The organism is Vibrio anguillarum (genome assembly GCF_003390515.1).
Lineage (GTDB): Bacteria > Pseudomonadota > Gammaproteobacteria > Enterobacterales > Vibrionaceae > Vibrio > Vibrio anguillarum.
The window spans coordinates 793,262-814,617 of record NZ_CP031478.1 but is presented as its reverse complement, the minus strand read 5'-3'; the positions used below and the strand labels follow the sequence as shown (position 1 = coordinate 814,617).

Annotated in this window: 16 protein-coding genes; all 16 read left to right on the top strand. The window is 46.2% G+C overall.

All coding sequences use genetic code 11. The features are described from left to right. The first annotated feature begins 346 nt into the window (after positions 1-346). Entirely contained in the window at positions 347-856 is a 510-nt protein-coding gene (gene tssB / locus DD616_RS03375; RefSeq protein WP_017043584.1) for a type VI secretion system contractile sheath small subunit, read from the top strand. Between the two features lie 49 nt (positions 857-905). Next, on the top strand, positions 906-2,381 hold the full coding sequence (tssC, locus tag DD616_RS03370) for a type VI secretion system contractile sheath large subunit (protein WP_026027753.1): 1,476 nt from the start codon (positions 906-908) through the stop codon (positions 2,379-2,381). Between the two features lie 2 nt (positions 2,382-2,383). Next, entirely contained in the window at positions 2,384-2,821 is a 438-nt protein-coding gene (gene tssE / locus DD616_RS03365) for a type VI secretion system baseplate subunit TssE (protein WP_013868295.1), read from the top strand. 6 nt (positions 2,822-2,827) lie between these two features. After that, positions 2,828-4,597, top strand: coding sequence for a type VI secretion system baseplate subunit TssF (gene tssF, locus DD616_RS03360; protein ID WP_208871451.1), 1,770 nt, complete (start codon positions 2,828-2,830; stop codon positions 4,595-4,597). Next, positions 4,561-5,583 carry a type VI secretion system baseplate subunit TssG gene (gene tssG / locus DD616_RS03355; RefSeq protein WP_026028436.1) on the top strand — a complete coding sequence of 341 codons (1,023 nt, stop codon included), beginning with the start codon at positions 4,561-4,563 and terminating at the stop codon, positions 5,581-5,583. Before tssF ends, tssG begins: the two co-directional genes overlap by 37 nt. Positions 5,584-5,587: 4 nt before the next feature. Beyond that, on the top strand, positions 5,588-7,060 hold the full coding sequence (gene tagH, locus DD616_RS03350) for a type VI secretion system-associated FHA domain protein TagH (protein ID WP_094125344.1): 1,473 nt from the start codon (positions 5,588-5,590) through the stop codon (positions 7,058-7,060). A 2-nt stretch (positions 7,061-7,062) separates the two neighbouring features. Then, positions 7,063-7,542 carry a type VI secretion system lipoprotein TssJ gene (tssJ, locus tag DD616_RS03345; protein ID WP_013868298.1) on the top strand — a complete coding sequence of 160 codons (480 nt, stop codon included), beginning with the start codon at positions 7,063-7,065 and terminating at the stop codon, positions 7,540-7,542. 4 nt (positions 7,543-7,546) lie between these two features. Beyond that, positions 7,547-8,881 carry a type VI secretion system baseplate subunit TssK gene (gene tssK, locus DD616_RS03340; protein WP_017044997.1) on the top strand — a complete coding sequence of 445 codons (1,335 nt, stop codon included), beginning with the start codon at positions 7,547-7,549 and terminating at the stop codon, positions 8,879-8,881. 2 nt (positions 8,882-8,883) lie between these two features. Beyond that, positions 8,884-9,657, top strand: a complete 774-nt coding sequence (gene icmH, locus DD616_RS03335) for a type IVB secretion system protein IcmH/DotU (protein ID WP_026028435.1) — start codon at positions 8,884-8,886, stop codon at positions 9,655-9,657. Positions 9,658-9,680: 23 nt separating this feature from the next. Then, positions 9,681-12,299 (top strand): type VI secretion system ATPase TssH, encoded by a 2,619-nt coding sequence (tssH, locus tag DD616_RS03330; protein ID WP_029189701.1) that lies wholly within the window; start codon positions 9,681-9,683, stop codon positions 12,297-12,299. A gap of 2 nt (positions 12,300-12,301) precedes the next feature. Continuing rightward, positions 12,302-13,864: a sigma-54 interaction domain-containing protein gene (locus tag DD616_RS03325; protein WP_029189702.1), complete on the top strand. Its 1,563-nt coding sequence runs from the start codon at positions 12,302-12,304 to the stop codon at positions 13,862-13,864. Next, positions 13,861-14,520: a type VI secretion system-associated protein VasI gene (gene vasI / locus DD616_RS03320; RefSeq protein WP_013868303.1), complete on the top strand. Its 660-nt coding sequence runs from the start codon at positions 13,861-13,863 to the stop codon at positions 14,518-14,520. Before DD616_RS03325 ends, vasI begins: the two co-directional genes overlap by 4 nt. Positions 14,521-14,529: 9 nt before the next feature. Beyond that, positions 14,530-15,927 (top strand): type VI secretion system protein TssA, encoded by a 1,398-nt coding sequence (gene tssA / locus DD616_RS03315; RefSeq protein ID WP_017046812.1) that lies wholly within the window; start codon positions 14,530-14,532, stop codon positions 15,925-15,927. Positions 15,928-15,944: 17 nt separating this feature from the next. After that, the gene (gene tssM / locus DD616_RS03310; protein WP_231140437.1) at positions 15,945-19,490 is read left to right on the top strand and encodes a type VI secretion system membrane subunit TssM; all 3,546 of its coding nucleotides are present in this window, start codon (positions 15,945-15,947) and stop codon (positions 19,488-19,490) included. A gap of 57 nt (positions 19,491-19,547) precedes the next feature. Then, positions 19,548-20,843, top strand: a complete 1,296-nt coding sequence (locus DD616_RS03305; RefSeq protein WP_017049290.1) for a type VI secretion system ImpA family N-terminal domain-containing protein — start codon at positions 19,548-19,550, stop codon at positions 20,841-20,843. A 167-nt stretch (positions 20,844-21,010) separates the two neighbouring features. After that, positions 21,011-21,356, top strand: a 346-nt coding sequence (locus tag DD616_RS17300; RefSeq protein ID WP_269148127.1) for a contractile injection system protein, VgrG/Pvc8 family, incomplete at its 3' end; no start/stop codon positions are given.

Genomic DNA, 21,356 nt, shown 5'->3' with positions numbered 1-21,356 from the left:
AAGATCATGTTTTTGTGATTTTTTATATTTAAAATGCTCCTATATGAATAGAATGTGCCGAGAATTTTAAATCCCCACGAAAATATCGATAAATCTAATGGGGTAATTTAGGAAAGAATTTAATAGCTAATGCTAATTAATAGGTTTTATTGTTTAAATGCTCATTAAAATCTACCAGATAATAAATATTAAGAGACTTGAGTTCTATTAGAACTTAAGTCCAATAGATTTAACTTTAATTTTTACAACGTTATGTAACCTTCGGCTTGAGTAAGTGGTAACTAAGTTTAGCTACGCTCTTGTCCGTAATTTTGACAATGATTGGCATAGGTATTGGAGACGTAATATGTCTAAAGAAGGAAGTGTAGCTCCTAAAGAGCGGATTAATATTAAGTATATTCCAGCAACGGGAGATGCACAGGCTGAAGTTGAGTTACCGCTAAAAACTCTGGTGGTGGGTGATTTTAAAGGCCATACCGAAGAGACCCCACTTGAAGAGAGACAAACCGTTTCAGTGGACAAGAACAACTTTGAAGCGGTTATGCGTGAAAGCGATTTGAAACTGACCACTACAGTGCGCAATAAACTGAGTGGCGATGAAAATGCTGAGCTTCCTGTTGAGCTTAGTTTCAAATCTCTTGCTGACTTCGAACCGGATTCAGTGGCAGCACAAGTTCCAGAATTAAATAAATTGGTTGAGCTACGCCAAGCTCTTGTGGCCTTAAAAGGTCCTTTGGGCAATATTCCCGCGTTTAGAGAGCGTCTACAAGAGCTACTAAATTCGGAAGAATCGCGTGAAAAACTTCTATCTGAGCTAAGCCTAGTGAGCGGCAAAGAAGAAGAGCCTCAAGCATAAGGCTTGATCAACCCAACTTTTTATTTAATCAAATTTAGGAACGAAATTGATGTCTACTACTGAAGCCGTCTTAGAGAGACAAAGTGCCACCCAAGGCAGTTTACTTGATGAAATCATGGCACAAACGCGCATTGCACCGACTGAAGAAGGGTATGATGTTGCGAAGAAAGGGGTTGCTGCGTTTATTGAGAATCTCATCGGTTCGAATCAAACGGAAGAGCCAGTTAACAAATCACTCGTTGATCAAATGCTGGTTGAGCTTGATAAGAAAATCAGTGCTCAAATGGATGAGATTTTGCACGAAGAGCGTTTCCAGCAGATGGAATCGTCATGGCGTGGTTTGAAACTGTTTATTGACCGTACCGATTTTCGTGAAAACAACAAGGTCGATTTGTTGCATGTAACGAAAGGCGAGTTGCTTGAAGACTTTGAATTTGCACCAGAAACGACGCAATCCGGTCTTTATAAGCACGTTTATTCTTCTGGTTATGGCCAATTTGGTGGTGAGCCGACTGGCGCTATCATCGGTAACTTTGCTTTCACGCCATCAACCCCTGACATGAAGCTACTGCAATACATGGGTGCACTTGGTGCGATGGCTCATGCTCCATTCATTTCTAGTGTAGGCCCTGAGTTTTTTGGTATCGATTCTTTTGAAGAGCTACCAAATATCAAGGATCTTAAGTCAACATTTGAAAGCCCTAAATACACTAAATGGCGTTCTCTACGTGAATCAGAAGATGCGCGTTACCTTGGCTTGACTGCGCCTCGTTTCTTATTGCGCGTACCTTATGATCCAACAGAAAACCCAATTAAATCATTTAATTATGTGGAAAGTGTCAGCGCTTCACACGAACACTATCTATGGGGTAACACCGCGTTTGCTTTCGCTACTCGTTTAACCGATAGCTTTGCCAAGTACCGTTGGTGTCCAAACATCATTGGCCCACAAAGTGGCGGTGCGGTTGAAGATCTGCCAGTGCACGTGTTTGAATCGATGGGTGCACTGCAAAGTAAGATCCCAACTGAAGTGTTGGTGACTGACCGTAAAGAGTTTGAATTAGCAGAAGAAGGTTTCATTGCTTTAACCATGCGTAAAGGCAGTGATAACGCCGCATTCTTCTCTGCAAACTCGATCCAAAAGCCAAAAATATTCCCGAATACCAAAGAAGGCAAAGAAGCGGAAACCAACTACAAGTTGGGTACGCAACTGCCATATATGATGATCATCAATCGCCTTGCACACTACGTCAAAGTGCTACAGCGTGAGCAAATTGGTGCTTGGAAAGAGCGTCAAGATCTTGAACGTGAGCTTAATGGTTGGATCAAACAGTACGTGGCTGACCAAGAAAATCCACCAGCAGACGTACGTAGCCGTCGTCCTCTTCGTGCTGCAAAAATCGAAGTCATGGATGTTGAAGGTGAACCAGGTTGGTATCAGGTCTCTCTCTCTGTTCGTCCTCACTTTAAGTACATGGGCGCGAACTTTGAATTGTCATTGGTTGGTCGATTAGATCAAGCATAACCATGACTTATATTGCACCTGAAGAGAGTGCATTTGGTGTCGGCTTCTTTGAACGTTTAGAAGCTGGCACCAAGCCTATGTCTTTGACCCAAGGGCCAAATGCATGGGATGTGCTCCAATCAATCAAACGCAATGTTTCCAATATTTTGAATACTCGCATGGGTGAGGCACAAAGTGCTCCAACGTTAGGTTTAGTGGATTTTAACGATGCAACGTTAGAAACCTTAGACTTATCGCTGCGGATTAAGCTTGCGATACAAAGCTGCTTAGATGTGTATGAGCCCCGTTTACGAAATATTGTGATTCGATCCGAGTCGGACGTGTTTAGCCCTTTGATGCTGCGCTTCCATATTGTGGCCGAAATAAACAGTGATGCGTTACATGAGAAAGTGCAGTTCAACCTGCTACTGGATCAAAACCGAAAGTACCGAGTGTATTAGAAAATTATGGCTCAAGATAAGTACTTCAGAGAAGAGCTTGCTTTCCTTAAAGAACAAGGAAAGCATTTCACTGAAATTCATCCTCAACTCTCTCGCTTTTTACACGGTAAAACGACGGATCCTGATGTCGAGCGTTTATTGGAAGGATTCGCCTTTCTCACCGCTCGCTTGCGCGAAAAAGTTGAAGATGAATTTCCTGAGCTAACGCACTCCATCATCAACATGCTATGGCCAAACTACTTACGTCCTGTGCCAAGCATGAGTATTGTCTCGTTCACACCGGATAAAAGTGTCAGTGATAAGCAGCAAATCGTTCGTGGCACTCAGCTCGATAGCAAGCCTGTTTTCGGCACCAAATGTCACTTTAGAACCTGTCGTGACGTGCAGATTTACCCACTGAAATGTACTGACGTCACTGCGCAACATACTAGAGAAGCGACCATCATCGAAGTGTCGCTTAATATGTTGGGTGAGATAAGCGTCGGTGATGCGCATCTTGATGATCTGCGCTTTTACTTAGGTGGTGATAAATACAGCTCACAAATGCTCTATTTATGGCTCAACCACTACCTCGATAAGATTTCTGTTGAAGTCGCGGGGGTAGAATTTACGCTGCCGCGCAATAGCTTCCAAACGGTCGGGTTTGATAGCGAGCAGTCGCTTTTGCCCTATCCTTCCAATGTGTATGAAGGTTATCGCGTTTTGCAGGAATACTTGTCGTTTCCTGAAGCATTTCATTTTGTTGACATTACCCGTCTGGCTAGCGTAGTGCCGAAATCAGTGCATGGTGCGTTCAAACTGAAAATCAGTTTTTCGAAAACCCTGCCAGCGGACGTTCGAGTGCGTCAGGATAATTTCCAGTTGTACTGCACCCCTGTCATTAATTTGTTTGAACATGATGCCGATCCGATCGATTTAACGGGCAAGCGTTCAGAGTATCGCATTATCCCCTCTAGTCGTTATCCTTCTCACTATGAAGTGTTCAGCGTTGACGGCGTGTTCGGTTGGCAAGACAAAACTCAAGCCAGTCAACGAATTCGGGGTGAAAAACGTGTCTATTCAGCATTTGAAAGTTTTCAGCATGAAGTGGAGCGGGTTCGAAATCGTGAAGCGCTCTACTACCGTACACGAGTGAGAGACAGTATCCGTGGTGATGGATTTGATAATTTCATCTCTTTCATTCGCGGAGATGAAACGCAATCCATGCATGTCGATGAAGCCATCTCGCTCAAGCTCACCTGCACCAATCGCTTATTACCGCTCGAACTCGGTGTCGGTGACATTTGTGAGCCGACAGACAGCTCGCCCCCCTTTGCCACTTTCAGCAATATTACCGTGCCTTCACAATCTCTGCGCCCAGTACTGGATGGCAGTCTATTGTGGGTATTGATTTCTAACTTATCGCTGAATTATTTATCGCTGCTGTCCAAAGATGCCTTAAGCAGTGTGTTGCGAGCTTACGATTTCAGAGCCTTGGTGGATCGCCAAGCGGAACGTGTTGCGCGTTTGCGTCTTGAAGGGATCCAAAAAATTGAGTCGCAACCCGTGGATAAAATATTGCGCGGTTTGCCAGTGCGAGGGCTGCAATCGACGATTCATATTGATCAAAACTGTTTTGGTTCAGAAGGGGAGCTTTACCTCTTTGGCACAGTGCTTAGCCACTTTTTTGCCCTATATGCCAGCATCAATTCGTTTCATGAGCTGATCGTTATTAACGCGTCCAATCAAGAGAAGTACACATGGGGAACACAGACAGGAATGCAGCCATTGATCTAGAGATGGCTGCGGCGGCTGTGCCGGAGCCTCTACTGGGTTTACCAAGCGATGTACGAACGTACAACTTCTACCAGTTGGTGGAACTGCTGCAAAAACTTAATGCGTTTAATCCTGAATCAGAAGATTGGGAGCGGACATGCCAGTTGGTATTCAGTGCCAACCCCAGTTTAGGCTTTGCACCAGCAGACGTAACGGATTTACGTGAGTTCGCGGATGAGCGCCTGATCTTACAAACCAATTTTTTTGGATTAACTGGGGCACAGTCACCGTTGCCTGGTTTTATTTTGCAGCAATTGGTCGAAGAAGATCCCGGTGGTTTCAAGCGGCCCTTTTTAGATTTTTTCAATAACCGGTTGATTAACCTTGTGTATCGCGTATGGCGAAAGTATCGCTATTACGTCCGTTTTCAAGCGGGTGCGCAGGATCAATTTTCATCACAGCTGTTCGCTTTAGTCGGTTTGGGTGATGCGGACTTGCGCGGCGAAACACCGATAAATTGGTGCAAGATGCTGGCTTATGCGGGCACTTTGGCTGGCCGAAGTCGTTCACCGCAAGTGGTGTCTGGCATCATCGCGCACTGCTTTGATCTACAAGAAGTCAGTATCCGCCAGTGGGTTCGACGCAAAGTCCGGATAGAGCCTTATCAGCAGTTTTGCTTAGGTAAGCAGAATGGTGAGCTTGGGATCAACAGCATGTTGGGTGAGTCAGTGATGGACTGTAACGGTAAGTTTGTTATCTGTATCAAAAACTTAACTCGAGAACGATTTGCCGATTTTTTGCCATCAGGCAAAGAACATCAACCGCTGTGTAAGTTGGTGGAGTTTATTTTACGAGAGCAGATGGCTTACGACCTTGAGCTGACCATGCACGAGAGCGAGGCTCCGGTGATGAGTTTATGTCATGACAGTGGTGTGGCTTTGGGTTGGTCATCATTTTTAGGGCGCGATTTGGCGGACAAAAGCGTTCTTATACAAGTAAGGCAATAGCGATATGCAGAAGAAGCAAACGCTTTCAATGGTAGTGACGAATGTGCAACTACTGGAATCAGGATTATCCGCACAAGCGATGTTTAATGTGCAAGGCGGTGTGATTGGCTCTGCAAGTGATGCGCATTGGCAGCTTCGTGACGGTAAAGGGAAAATTCAAAATCATCACTGTGCCATCCGTGTGATTGATGGTGCGTTTTGCATTCAAGATCTGGTTGGTAATACCTATGTTAATGGTTCCCATAAGCCGTTAGGGCAAGGTGCTTCGGCTAAGTTGGAGCATAAAGATGAAGTGGCCATTGGACCTTACCAAATTCGTGTCATTTTTGGTCAAGTGGGTGAAGACGATTCTCTGATTAATGGTTCTTTGGATCAGCTGTTTGCTAAAGAGGGGCTCGATCTACTCAAAGATGGTCCATTGGATGATATCAGCCGCGACGAGGATGAACCAGAGCCGAGTTCAATGGACCCTATCGCCGCTTTAGATGATTTATTGCAAGGCATTAAACAAGAAGAGTCGTTGCTTGAAGAGACGGAAAAACCACTCGCGCAAGCACAACATTCATTAGTGCCAGAATACGATAGCCAGCAGTCGCAACTGCAGTTTACGCCTCAAGCTGACAGCGAGTATGAGATGACGTCATCGATTCGATTAAAGAAAATTCTCGGTTTTGGCAAAACCTCCACCGATTTACCACCTATTCCGGCTGTTGAGCACCATGAGACTGCGCAACCACCGACTCATTTGAACATTAATAACAGCATTTACAACGTACCTGAGGGCTTAGCGATGGACGATAAAGTATTAGATCTACTTGAGGAAGAAGTGGCGAGAAGCTACCACCCTCACTCCGAGCAACACAACAGCTCGTCAAATAATGCATCACACTTATTGACCGGCCCCATGCTCACCGGGCTAGGTGTTGACGTTGGCAATAGCCACGATATGGCGAAAATGCACATGCTTTCAGAAGAGCTTGGGCAATCGTTGCAAGCTTGTGTGCAAGGTTTGCTTGAGCTTCACCAGCAAGTGAGTGAAGGGCGTTTTGGTATGATGAATCGTAACTTGCAACCGATTGAAGATAACCCACTTCGCTTGGGGCTATCATACGAAGAAACCATTCGTACTCTGTATGATGCTGATAAAAGTGTGGTGCACTTGTCTGCCCCAGCGGCGATTGCCGAAAGCCTAAAAAATGTGCGCGACCATAACGAAGCAATGCAGCACGCCACTAGCGAAGCCCTAAATCAGATTCTTAATGCCTTTTCTCCTCAAGTGCTACTGCGCCGTTTCCAACATTACAAGCGCAATAGTGATGCACAGAATCACTCTTCAGATGCTTGGGCGTGGGAGATGTATTGCCACTACTACCAAGAGCTCACTTCTAATCGCCAAAAAGGATTTGAGAAACTGTTTTGGGAAATTTTCGAGCAGTCTTACGACAAGAAAATTCGTGAAAAACAGCTGGAGCTATAACGGTGAACAAGCGGTCTTTTGTCCTGCTGATGCTACTGACGGTATTAACCGCCTGTAGCTCATCAGAAAAGTATGAGCCAGCCACACAGCCGACCAAGGTAACGTTCAGTCTCGTTAGTGATGAAGGTACTAACCCCAATATTTGGGGTGAAGCGTCGCCGATAGAGGTTCAAGTGTTTGAGCTCAAAGATGATTCGATGTTTATGTCTGCTGATTATGACCAAGTAAAAGCAGACTACAAAAAAGCGTTACGCAGCAATTTTATCGCCAATTACGATTATGTAATGACACCAGGCCAGTTTAAGTTTGTGAACGCGTTCGAGATTGATGAAGGCACGAACTACATTGGGGTCATGGCGCATTTTGCTGAACCTGAGCTGAGTGAATGGAAAAAGGCCGTCAAAGTGCTTAACAAAGGTAGGGAATATCATCTTTTGATGTATTTCAAAGACTACGATGTAAAACTGGAAAGGGTGGAATAACAAGATGTTTGCGCGTAATCGTGTCATTTGGAATGAAGGTCTATTCATTAAACCGCAGCATTTCCAGCAGCAGCAACGCTATTTTGAATATCATATTGATGAACGCATCTCATCAGTCAGTGGCTATCTTTACGGAGTATCAGAGTTATCACTTAACCCTGAATATCTCTCTTTTGGTCGTATCGCGATCGAACGTGCGGTCGGCATTATGCCTGATGGAACCGTTTTCCGTATTCCTCAGGAAGATGTGTTGCCAGATGCGCTCGAGATTGCCGATGCTTCGCTTGCAAACCAGTTGGTCTATTTAGCGGTGCCACTTCGCAGTGAATCGTTAATGGAGATTAACTGGCCTGAAGAGCGTGGAACCGGGCGTTATTTAAGCAATCGTCTAGAAGTGCGTGATGTGCATACCGTGCGCGGTGACACCACGACGCTAGATGTCTCACCTGTTCGTGTGCAGTTGATGCTTGAAAAAGAAGACAGAAGCTCTTACGCCTCAATCGCGATCGCTCGTATTTTAGAAAAACGTCCTGATGGCAGTGTCGTACTCGATCCGGACTTTATTCCGTGCCATCTTAATGTTGCGAGCAATGCGGCTTTGCACCGTTTTATTAACGAAATCTCTGGGTTAATGCGCGAACGTGCCAAAAACATTGCTCAGCGTATCAGTTCTCCCTCTCAAGGCGGGGTCGCGGATGTGTCTGATTTTATGTTGTTGCAAGCCCTGAATCGCTTACAACCCCAGATGCAACACTTGGCAGAGCTACGCAGTTTGCACCCGGAACGTTTATTTGAGTGCCTGTCATGCGTATGTGGAGAATTGGCTACATTTACCGATGAAAGTCGTTTACCACCGAGCATCCCGAGCTACAACCATGAAATGCCGACCCACTCTTTTGGGCCGCTGATCCGCAACTTAAGACAGAGCCTAAGTATCGTACTTGAGCCTAGAGCGGTCTCGATTCAGTTGGATAAACGTAAGTACGGCCTGATGGTTGCCCCAATCCACGACCCTCAACTGGTTGAAAGCGCAGAATTCATCATCGCGGTGAAAGCACGCATGCCATTAGATGAGCTGCGTCGTCTCTTTACTCAGCAGACCAAAGTATCGTCAGTGGAGAAAATCCGCGAGCTCATTTCACTGCAATTACCGGGCATTCCAATTACACCGTTACCAGTTGCACCAAGGCAGTTGCCTTACCACGCCGGTTATACCTATTACCAATTGGATAAAACCAGCTCAGCATGGTCGATGTTAGGTCGCTCAAGTGGTTTTGCTTTCCATGTCGCGGGTGCGTTTGAAGATCTTGACCTGCAATTCTGGGCGATTAGGAGCTGATGATGGCCATTGATAAAAAAAACACCCAATACAGCGGTCTGCTTTTTGACAGCGTCGAGCAGATCAACCACGACCAAGATTACTGGTTTCAACTGCGTGGTGATAACCCTAATGTTTTGATTGATGCTGCTACCCCTCTGTTTGGTTTGTCGCTGCGGGTACGCAGCTTGTCAGAGTGCGAAAACATTGAGCAGATCTACAAACAGACGGTGGAAGAGATTAAAGCGATTGAAATCGAGCTTGCCGAGCAAGGGTTTGAGCATGCGATTTTGATGGCTTATCGCTACATTCTGTGCGCGTTTTTGGATGAAGCCGTCATGGGAACCGAGTGGGGTGCATCTAGTGTGTGGGCTGAACATTCTATGCTGTCTCGTTTCCACAGTGAGACTTGGGGCGGCGAAAAAGTGTTTACCATCTTAAGTCGCTTGGAAGGTGAACCTAAACGTTATCGCGCGTTGCTAGAGTTTATCTATCAATGCCTAGTGTTAGGTTTTGAAGGTAAATACCGTGTGATGGAAAGCGGCCACAACGAGCGTGAAAAGGTGATCAGTCGTTTACATGACACCGTCAGTTCGTTGGATGAAAATGAGCCGAAAGAACTGACCTCCGCCACGGACCATGTGGTGAAATCAAAATATAAGTTAAGCAGGCAGTTACCGGTTTGGTCAGTACTGCTTGGTTTTGTCATTATTTGGGTCGGTGTGTTTTTAGGCTATTCCTATTTACTGCACAGCCAATCGGCAGACGTATTAAACCAATTGAACCAAATACTCTAATTATAAAAGGCTAGGTGATTGTAGTGATCCGTATTGAATTACCCACATTAATTTCAAAACTCAATGAACAGAGTAAGCTAGCCCTAGAGCAAGCCGCTTCATTATGTATTGAACGTCAGCACCCAGAAGTGACCTATGAGCACTTCTTACATGTGTTGCTAGAGAACCCACTTTCGGATGTGCGTGTGATAGCTAAGCACGCTAACTTAGATGTGGAAACCGTAAAACAAGCCATCAGTGCAAGTTACGCTCGTGAACAAGTGTTAGATACCTATCCAGCATTCTCGCCACTGTTGGTTGAGCTATTGCAGGAAGCTTGGTTGCTTTCTACCACTGAGCTGAATCAGAATCAGCTTCGTTCAGGTGTGGTGTTTTTAGCCGCGTTGATGCGCGCTGATCGTTACCTACCACTTAAACTAATCCGTCTTTTTGAACACATCAACAAAGAGAGCCTAAACAAAGGGTTTGATACGCTGTTGCAAGACTCTTCCGAGTCGGCGGTTGAAAAAAGCAAAGCGGGTTCTCAAGCTCCTGCCGCGCTGGATGCAGCGTCATCTTCGCCACTGCATAAATACTGCACCAATGTCACGGCGCAAGCGCGTAACGGCGAACTGGACCCAGTCTTGTGTCGTGAAAACGAACTCAATTTGATGATCGACATCTTGTGTCGTCGTCGTAAAAACAACCCCATCGTTGTGGGAGACGCTGGTGTCGGTAAAAGCGCCATGATTGAAGGGCTTGCATTGCGCGTCGTTGCGGGCAATGTGCCGACACAGTTGCAAAATGTAGAGTTGTGCTCACTCGATCTAGGCTTGTTGCAAGCGGGTGCTTCAGTCAAAGGTGAATTTGAAAAACGTCTTAAAGGCGTGATTGACGCGATCAAAACCTCGCCTAAACCGATCATTTTGTTTATCGATGAAGCGCACACTTTAATTGGTTCTGGCAACCAAGAGGGTGGTAGTGATGCGGCCAACTTGCTCAAGCCAGCTCTTGCGCGAGGCGAGCTCAGTACTGTCGCAGCCACCACATGGAAAGAGTACAAAAAGTATTTTGAAAAAGATCCTGCGCTGACTCGTCGTTTCCAATTGGTGAAATTAGAAGAGCCGAGCATCAGCCAAGCAGTAGATATTCTGCGCGGCTTGAATCGTGTTTACGAAAAAGCCCATAACGTATTGATTACTGATGATGCATTGAAAGCCGCCGCCGAGCTTTCAGCGCGTTACATTTCAGGCAGACAACTGCCGGATAAAGCGATTGATGTGTTGGATACTGCTTGCGCGCGTATTGCAATTAATATCACCACACCGCCGAAGCGCTTAGCGCAACTAGAGACCGCTTGCCATCAACGTCAACTTGAAATTGATATGCTTGAGCGTGCTCAATATTTAGGTCAAGTGGTTGATTCGCATCGCTTGGATGAGCTATGTAGCCAAGAAGTGGCCGATGAAGCTGAAAAAGCGACCTTGACTCAAAGCTGGCAAGAGCAAAAAGCGATCATTGAGCGCATTATTACCCTACGCGATCAGCTCTTAGATGGCGCTGAGGATCATGGTGAGCAGACCCAAGTTGAGCGCGATGAGTTACTTGTTCAATTGCAGGAGCAATATCGAGCTTTAGAAGAGATCCCTCATAATGATCGTCTCATGCATCCACAAGTCGATGCTCAGCAAATAGCGGAAGTGATTGCGGACTGGACGGGCGTGCCCGTTGACCAAATGAACAGCGATGAGCTGCATAAAATCACCCACCTAACGGCTATTTTAGGTGAGGCAATCAAAGGGCAAGATACTGCAATTGAGCGTGTTCACCGTAACTTATTAACGGCGCGCGCGGATTTGCGCCGTCCGGGGCGTCCAAAAGGTTCCTTCCTACTCGTGGGTCCAAGTGGCGTTGGTAAAACCGAAACGGTAGTCCAACTGGCGCAACAACTTTATGGTGGTAAACAATTTTTAACCACTATCAACATGTCGGAATATCAAGAAAAGCATACCGTTTCACGCCTGATTGGTTCGCCTCCGGGTTATGTTGGTTATGGTGAGGGTGGCATTCTTACCGAAGCGATTCGTAAAATGCCGTACTCTGTGGTGCTGTTAGACGAAGTTGAAAAAGCGCACCCAGAAGTGCTCAATATTTTCTACCAAGCCTTTGATAAAGGTGAGCTGGCCGATGGTGAAGGTCGAGTGATCGACTGCCAAAACATCGTCTTCTTCCTCACCTCGAATTTAGGTTACCAAACCATAGTCGATTACGCGCAGCAGCCTCAGTTGCTTGATGAGCAGCTTTACCCAGAACTTGCGGCTTTCTTCAAACCCGCCTTACTGGCTCGTATGGAGATTATTCCGTATCTACCGCTCAGCAAAGAAGTGCTAGAGCAGATTGTGCGTGGCAAGTTAACCCGCCTTGAGCAGCTCTTTAAACAGCGTTATGCCGCTGACGTGGTGATTGAAGATAGCTTGATCGAAGAGATCTTAAGCCGTGCCACGCGCTCTGAAAATGGGGCTCGTATGCTGGAAGCGATCATCGAAGGTCAATTACTACCACCGATTTCATTAGCTTTGTTAAATAAATTGGCTGATAAACAACCAGTGCAACGCATCTATTTAGCGGCGGAAGAGGGTGAGTTTATTGGAGAGGTTGAGTGATCATGAGTCACTGGTTAGCTTACGCAACCGAGCTTGTTGTCGCGAGAAAGCCTAGCCAATTGGCCGCATTGTTTGTAGAAACGCTGCGCCGAGAGCTAAGGCTCGATACTTGCTTGTTACTGGTTCCCAGTTCAGACGGCCGTACCTTAGTGCCACAGGATAACCCGCTGAATTTAAGCTGGTCGGTCACCGATTTTGATTGTCCGTTTGCCCATGTATTGCAATCGGCCAAATCGATGCACTTAACCGCTGATGAATTGGTTTTTTGGCAATCTAATCGCCTGTTTAGTCAACTCACTAGCCGGGTCGGCATGCTAGATAGCGTGGTTGTACACCCGTTACCGAATGGGGATACACAAGTTCAGTCTATTTTGCTGTTGATTGGTGAAACCCATACCTTGGAAGGCCTATTTGAGCAGCCAGATTTTATCAAGTATGTGGATGTGTTTTGCCATCAGTGGTCGTTGCTTAATGAGATGCAACGGGAAGAACAAAATCGACAAAGCTTATCGGAATCCTTGTCTGACGTTCAGCGTGACAATGCTCGTCGCTCATTAATTGCGAGCCTCTCTGAAACCTTAATCGGTAACAGTTTGGCGATGAAAAAATTAAGAGAGCAGATCATCAACGCCGCGCCATCACAGCTTTCAGTGATGGTGCAAGGTGAAACTGGGACAGGTAAAGAGTTGGTCGCGCAAGCGGTGCACCAACTCTCGCCCCGTAAACAAGCGCCATTTGTTGCTATTAACTGCGCGGCTATCCCTGAAAACTTATTGGAAAGTGAACTGTTCGGCTACTGCAAAGGGGCGTTTTCCGGCGCGGATAGCGATAAACAAGGGTTGATTGCGCAAGCCGATGGCGGAACCCTGTTTTTGGATGAAATCGGTGATATGCCCTTGAGCCTGCAAGCCAAATTACTGCGGGTGTTGGAATCTCGATCTTTTCGGCCGATTGGCGGTAAAAACGAACAATCTTCTGATTTTCGTTTGGTTTCAGCAACGCATGTCAATCTCCTCGAACAAGTGCGTAATAAATCGTTTCGTCAGGATCTTTATTACCGCTTATTTCAGTACCCGATCACTTTGCCACGCCTTGCGGCAAGGATGGATGACATTGAACGGCTTAGCCAACATTTTGTGCGCAGCTTTAATCAGCAGCATGCAACCAACATTCGGGGTGTGCACTATAAAGCGATCGATTGCCTAAAACGTTATGACTTTCCCGGTAACGTGCGTGAACTCAAGCACCTTATTGAATTTGGTTGTGCGCAAACACTGGATGGCACACAGGTGGAGGAGTCCTGCTTTACACAACGTTTAGCATACACTAAAGCCGATCAGCAGCCAGAGACTGAACGACATGGGCATAAGGTCGCTAAAGCTGAGCCCGGTGTCAGCCGAGTGGTGGATGATTTAAAACAAGCGGTGAATGAATTTGAGTCTCGTATTATCCGTGAGCGCCTCCAATACTTTGCTGGTGATAGGGCCAAAGCGGCCCAAAGCCTCGGTATTCCCAAGCGGACCTTGGCCTATAAATGCCAAAAATTGGAGATTAAAACACCATGAATAAACGGTTGTTTAGGCTCACAGTTTGCCTCTCTATGACGCTGTATTTCCCCATGGCGAATGCGGAAAATGACGCTATAGCACAAGCAGAGCAATGCACTACGATCACATCTCGGTTAGAGCGATTGAGCTGTTTTGACCACCTGTTTAAAACGCCTTCTGACGTGGTGATGCCCCAAGCGGCAACGCCCAATGCGCCGCTATCTTGGCAACGTGCCTTTGATAGCATCAGCCAGTATCAAGACGGGGAAGCAAGTCACTTAACCGTTGAGGGCGACGATGATAAAGGGAATGCGTGGATTACTTTGGTTGCGTTAAATCAAAATACAAAGTTTGACGATAACGCTAAACCTGTGCTGCTGATGAGCTGTATCGACAATTTGAGTCGAGTGGAATTGGCGTTTCCTAGCGCGATTGATGACCCTCGCATCCAAGTGTCGATTGCTAATATGCAGGCACAATCTTGGCGTAGTGACGATTTAGGTTTGCTCTTTTCCTCAGGCAGAGGCATGCCAGCGATTGAGATGATGAAAGCGATGGCGCGAGAAAATCGCCTTGTGTTGCGTTCAAACTCTCCTTTTGTTGATGGGTTGCAGTTTGATGCGAGCGAGCTTTCGCAATCATTAACGGCACTAAAAACACGCTGTGGTTGGTAAGGAGTTCCAATGGAGTTAACCGATTATCGCCGCTGTATTACTCAGCCTATTCAAGCCGATAACCCTGTGGGTGAGCGCCTGATTGATGATCCACTGTTTGATTTTGTTGAAGATCAAATGATGAAAGTGGGGTCACTCTCCCACGCTAGCGTGCAATGGGATGAAGTCGAACACAGTACGCTCAAACTGCTCAGCGAAAAAAGTAAAGATCTCAAATTATTGATCTACTTGTTGCAGTGTTTGCATAACCAAGTCACACCGCTACGTTTCACCACGTCGCTGCAGCTGCTGAGCGATTTCATGTCCCTTTACTGGGAAGATTGCTTCCCTGCGCCAGGCAAAAGAGGCAGTTTGCCACGTCGCAAATTCTTCAGCCAGATTGTGCAGCGGTTAGCCTTAGTCATCGACAAGTTAGATTTCGCACAATTTGATGGACCAGATCGTGATGAGTTAAACACCGCGATCGACGCGCTACAGCAAGCGACTACTCAAGCCGGACTGATGTCTGAAAGCGTTGAAAGTCTAGTGGCTAAAGTTCAAGCCCAACTGCGCCGTGCAACAGAACGTGAGCAAGCGACTCAACATGTGCAAGAGACTCCGGCGGTTGAACGTAAAACCACCACCCAGAGCGCCATCTCAGTCGACAGTTCAAGTGACAAAGCTACTAAGCAGACCTTACTAAAGGTAGCTGAGTTTTTGTCTGAACAAGAGTTCGGCATTGCCTTGGCAATACGAGTCAGGCGTTTTGCCGTGTGGTCAAGTATTACCTCATTACCTGAGCACGACGTCAGCGGTGAAACACTGTTACGGGCGATGGCGCAAGAACGAATCAAAGAGTATCACGACCAAATGCGTAGCCCAGATTTAGCCTTATGGCGCAAGGTAGAGCAGAGTTTGACCATGGCACCTTACTGGTTTGAAGGGCAGATGATGAGCTATCAAATCGCGCAAAGCTTAGGCCAAAAGGCGTGGAGTGAAGCCATTTTGAGTGAAAGCCAGCAGTTTGTGGCACGTCTACCTGCGCTGCTCGAGTTGAAATTCAAAGGAGGCGAGCCTTTTGTCAATGCGAGCGTAAAAGAGTGGCTACTCAGCCAGCAGCAAAGTAGCGCCCAAGGCCAAGTAGCAGGTGATTGGCAAGACAAACGCAAAGAGGCGTTTAGCTTAGCGAAAGAGGGAGGCATTGCGGTGGCGCTCTCTATGCTCAACGATGGTCTGGTCAGCGCCAGTGAGCCAAGGGATAAATTCTATTGGCGGTTATTATCGGCTGATTTGTTAAATAGCAATAATTTAGATGCGATGGCGAAAGAACAGTACCAAACGTTACATGCTCAGGTTAGCACCATGAGCGTTACCGATTGGGAACCCTCATTAGTTGAGCAATTAGAACAATACACAACGTCAGAGTAAACGAAGGACACAAACCCATGTGGAAATTTATTGTTGGGATCGCAAGAAAGTTAACACCGGGCATTGCCGCGGCGATGCCTATTTTGCTATTTAGCACATTCATTCTATTGAATGTTGCGATTTGGTGGGCAGGCCCTTGGCTAGAGATCGCGGGTAATAAGCCACTTGAATCGATAACCGCTCGCGCAGTGGCAAGTAGCTTGTTCACTTTAGGTGCATTGGCCGTTTGGGGTGTTTGGCAGTGGCGAAAATTGCAAGGTTTTAAAGCCGAGCAAAAGCGTGAAGATCAGCTTCGCCAAGATCCAATTAAAGCCTATGAAGAGCGCCAAGAGGTTGAGCTGAACCAAGTGATGGTCAGCATGAAAGAGAACCTCAATAAACGTAATTATCTTTATGCGTTGCCATGGTATTTAGTGCTCGGTTTGGAAAATGCCGGTAAAACCAGCCTCATCAACCGCTCTGGGCAAAACTTTGTTTTTTCTTCGGTAATGCGAGCCTCGGGTCAAAAAAGTGAAAACCCGTATTCGTTTGATTGGTGGATTGGCGATGAATCGGTATTGATTGATCCAGATGGAGAGCTACTGACACAAGGTAACCATAGCAATGATAACGATGGTGCGATGGAGCGCCGTTTGTGGCTTCATTTTGTTAATTGGTTGGAGAGAACGCGTAGCCGTCGTCCACTCAACGGTATTGTTTTAGCGTTAGACGTTTCTCACTTAGCAACCGCAACTGCAACCGAGCGTAAAGCTTACGCCAATTTATTACGTGCTCGCTTACGTGAACTGATGGAGACGTTATCCACGCGTCTACCTGTCTATATTGCATTGACGAAATTGGATTTATTACACGGTTTTGAACCTTTCTTTAAACATTACTCGCGCAGTCAGCGTGAAGATGTGCTGGGCTTTACCTTTTCGCTCGACTCTATTGATGACTTGGATAACTGGCTCAACGAGTTTTCAAAAGACTACAGTCAGTTTGTTGAGCGCATTAATGATGTACTGCCGCATGCGGTTTCTGTACCTATGGATCTCGAAGAGCGCAATGCTATTTATAGCTTCACGCGTCAAATTTCTGGTTTAAAAGAGATCTTATTACAATTTTTCAACGATGCATTGGCCAGTGATCAGTTCTCTACGTCGGCTTTGGTGCGTGGTGCGTATTTCACTTCTGTGTATCAACAGGGCGTACCCACAAACGCATTTGATGATGCCGCTTCACGTCGTTATGGGCTAGATCATGCCATCAACAAAGCGCAGCAAGCCAAAAACTCAACGGTTTATTTCACACAAAAGCTGTTTAATAACATCATCTATCCTGAAGCTGGGCTTGCCTCAGATAATTTTCGTGTTGCGAAGCAAAAACGGCGCTTGATTGGTTTGTCAGTAGTGGCCGGCTCTATTGCAACTGTGTTATTAGTTGGCACTTGGCATCGTTATTACCTTAGTAACGTGAAGCACTCTGATGCTGTGTTAGCGAAAGTAAACGAGTACAAAAACGAGTTCCCCTCTAATCTTTATTTAGCCTCTCAGCAAGATGTTCTCGTGCCGCTCAATAAAATTCGAGAGGCGACATTGGAGTTTGGCTTCTTCCGTGATAAACCACAGTACATTTCCGATTTTGGTTTGTACCAAGGCCACACGATTGGTCCAATGGTTGAAGCGACCTATTTGAATCTATTGGAAAACCGCTTTTTACCTCTGCTAATGGCTGATGTCGTTGTGCAGCTTAACCAAGCCAAAACAGATGAAGAGAAACTGGCCGTGCTGCGTGTTTATCGCATGATGGTAGATAAAAGCGGCCGCTATAAGGATTATGTACTCGATTATTTCTCCAAATACTGGCAGCAAGAGTTCGCTGGGCAACGCGTGATCCAAGAAGAACTACTGGGGCATTTAGACTACGCCATGTTACACACGGATTTAGCGGGTGATCGCGCTCGCGGTGATCGCAATGCAGAGTCGGTGATGAAGCCTTATGATCAGGTGGTGGCGAAAGTGCAGTCTGATCTTGGTTCTATGCCTAACGATCAACGTGTTTACCGTAATTTGAAGTTGAATGCACAAACGGTTCTTGGCCCCTCGATCAATTTACGCAACTTGATTGGCCCCGTCTTTGATGTGGTTTTTGAAGAGCGAGTGGTCAACAGCAGCTCGCTGTATATTCCGCAAATGCTTACCAAAAAAGGGTTTGAAGATTACTTCATGCCGCAATCAGAATCCGTTTCTGAGCTGGCCTTGATCGACAGTTGGGTACTGGGGCAATCCAAATCGGCTCAATTTAGCGAAGCGGATAAGCACGACCTTCGTAACAAAATCCGCAGCTTGTATGTGGCGGACTACACCAATACCTGGCGTGCGGCTCTTAATGAAATCAGCGTTAAGTATTTTAGCGACATCAATGACGCGGTGTCAGTATTAGAAAACTTTACTGGCAACATTGAACCGATGCAACGTTTGCTTCGCACTTTAGAAAGCAATACTCAAATGTATGCCAGTGTGCCTAAAGATGGAGCCGCGCAAAAAGAGCTGTTAAAAAATCCAAAATACAAAGTTGCTTCGCAGATTGATGCCCCCTTTGCTGAACTAAACGCTATGCTCAAGCCAGTCGGTGATAAGCCAGCGTACATCAATGAAGTGTTAGTGGCGGTGGAAGAGTTACAAAATTACCTCAAATCTATTCAAGAAGCGCCAGATGTTGGTATGGCTGCGCTTGATGCCACTAAAGCACGCGTAAAATTAGTGAACGCTGATCCAATTTACACGGTGAAACGTATTGCATCAGGTTTGCCTAAACCGCTCGATACTATGGTGTCTAAACTGGCGGATGAGAGTTGGTATGTTGTCAAACAAGAAGCGATCAAGCACCTTGAAGTTCGTTGGCATGATGATGTTTACAAAACCTTTGAAGAGAAATTAGCTGGGCGCTATCCATTTAATGAGTCATCCAACAAAGACAGTTCTCTTTCTGACTTTGAAGCGTTTTTTGCGCCCAACGGCACATTAGACAACTTCTACAACAACCAGCTAAGAATGTTTGTGGAAGAAAATATTGCGGTCAATGATGACGATAACGCGCAGTCGATTATTCGCAAAGACGTTCTAGAACAGCTCAAGCAGGCGAAGAAAATTCAGCAAGCTTTCTTTAACCGCAAAGGGGTCTTAGACGTTAGTTTCTCGGTTGAACCGTTACGCTTGAGTAACAACAAACGCCGCAGTGTGCTGAATGTTGATGGTCAATATCTCGCTTACAGTCACGGCCCAAGAGACAGTGTCGAGTTGATTTGGCCAAATACGCTGCGTGATTCTGCGATCTCTAAAGTAACGTTAGTGCCGACTAAAAATAATATGTCGCCACGAAGTATTAATATCCAAGGTCCGTGGGCATTTTTCCGCTTGCTTGAACAAGGTGATGTGGTGGGTGCTAGTTCCACGTCGGTTGACTTTAAGTTTGCAGTTGACGGTGGTGAGATGATTTATCGACTCAATTCAGAGGCAGATATTAACCCATTCACCGAGCGGTTATTTAAGTCATTCAAACTCTCGAAAACCCTTTACTAAAATAATAGTGAGGAGCGATTGGTCATCGCTCCTCAACTCACTTAGGACGCTGTAGTCATGTCCAATATTGTATTTATCGACCACGCCCGTTTTCATTTGATAGATGATGCTGCCGCTGTTCGTCACATTGATGCCTACCAAAAGGTGAGAGATGAGATCAATCGTCGTAACAACCCATTATCAGGTGGTCCAGACTGGGCTGTGGTGAAAGTTGCTTGTGAAACATTAGCAAAAGGCCCGGGGATTGACCTTTTGCTGTGCGGTTATTACACCGTAGCCTGTTTAAAAATGCAGGGCTTAGCGGGATACGCCAATGGTGTTGAACTGTTGTGCTGCTGCTTAAGTAATTTGCCAAAACCGGACGTAAAATCGGCGAAAATGCGCAAGGAAGTGCTCGATTGGGTTAATGCTCGTGTAGTGCGGGAGTTAAAAGATCTGCGTCCGAATCATGAAGCACTGCGTGATTTATACCGTTGTGAGCGCTTTTGTGAGCGCATGCATGCCATTTTAGAGCTGCAACAGCCGGACTATTTGGTTGATTTCGAAGGAGTAGGTTTTGCTATTTTTGAACATATTGATCGTTTAGAAACGCAATATCATTCGCTGCTAAAGCGTCATACCCAAACGGAACAGGTTGAGCAGGTTCGTAATCAAAAGCGCTCACGTGTTACGCATGTGGCCGCTTTTATATCCGGTGTTCTTGGTGTTGTGATGGTGTATGGAGCCGTCACTTATTTGCCGTTTTTCAACTCAATATCTTATGCAACCAACCTAAGGTTACCTGCTTTACATACGCCAGAGCAGGTCAATGCGTTTCAACAGGCCAACTCGCCAGCCAAGCTTGAACAGTTGTCAAATGAGATTGTGCCATTGTACCGAGAGGCGATTGAGCAAAAAATGGCGCTCTCTTTTGAATCGGCTCGTGTTGAAGCCCAGCAAGTGTTGGATGCGTTATTGCAACTTTATCCCCAAACCGAATCAGTGCTGGAGGTTGATCAAGCGTTTGCCGATGCTCAGCGTGAAGCTCTGCAACAAACTGAGCGCTTTATGGAGCGTTTTAGTGAAACGCGAACCAAGATGGCCAACATCGCGCTGCTCGCGCAAAAAGGAAAATTAACCGAACTGCAAAGACAAACCAAATCGTTGGAGGAGTTCGCTATTAGTTTGTCACCTATTTACGGGAGAGCTGCATATGTCGAAGAGTTGCTCAAAAAAGGTGATGTTGTACAGGCTGAACAGGAGTTTATGATTCTGAAGCAGCGGCTTAATAATTTGAGCTGGAAAATGGCCGAGCTCGACAAGCAGTTTGAGCATTTGACTGTGACACATAATCAGGAAGCTCATGCTCAATAAGCTGAGCAACAATTGGTTATTGAAGGGCAACTTTTTGCTCATATCAGGCAGTTTGTTGCCTTTGTCAATCGGGCTGTTTATAACCTCATGAATATAAAAGAAAAATATCTGGCACTGCACTTGCTGTACTAGTGTCATTTTGCGATAAAAGAGTGGAAGGGAAAAAGATGGCAAGGTTAAGTTTTAGGCTCACCGTGGAGGGTTTGGCAGACGACACGTTAGTGGTGCGTGAATACCAAGGTGTGGAATCGCTGTCTGATAGCGCGCAAGCGGGCCTGCGTTGCTACGGTTTTCGCTATGAGATAAAACTGGCCAGTCGCCAATCTGGCTTAACGGCGCTGGAGCTGGTGGACAAAACCGCTCAGCTTGAGATGCTGCGTGATGACCTTGTCGTGCAGCGCGTGCACGGCATTGTGCGCCAGTTCAGTAAAGGCGATATTGGCCATCATCACACCTTTTACTCACTGACCTTAGTCCCGGCATTAGAGCGGCTATCACTGCGCCAAAACAGCC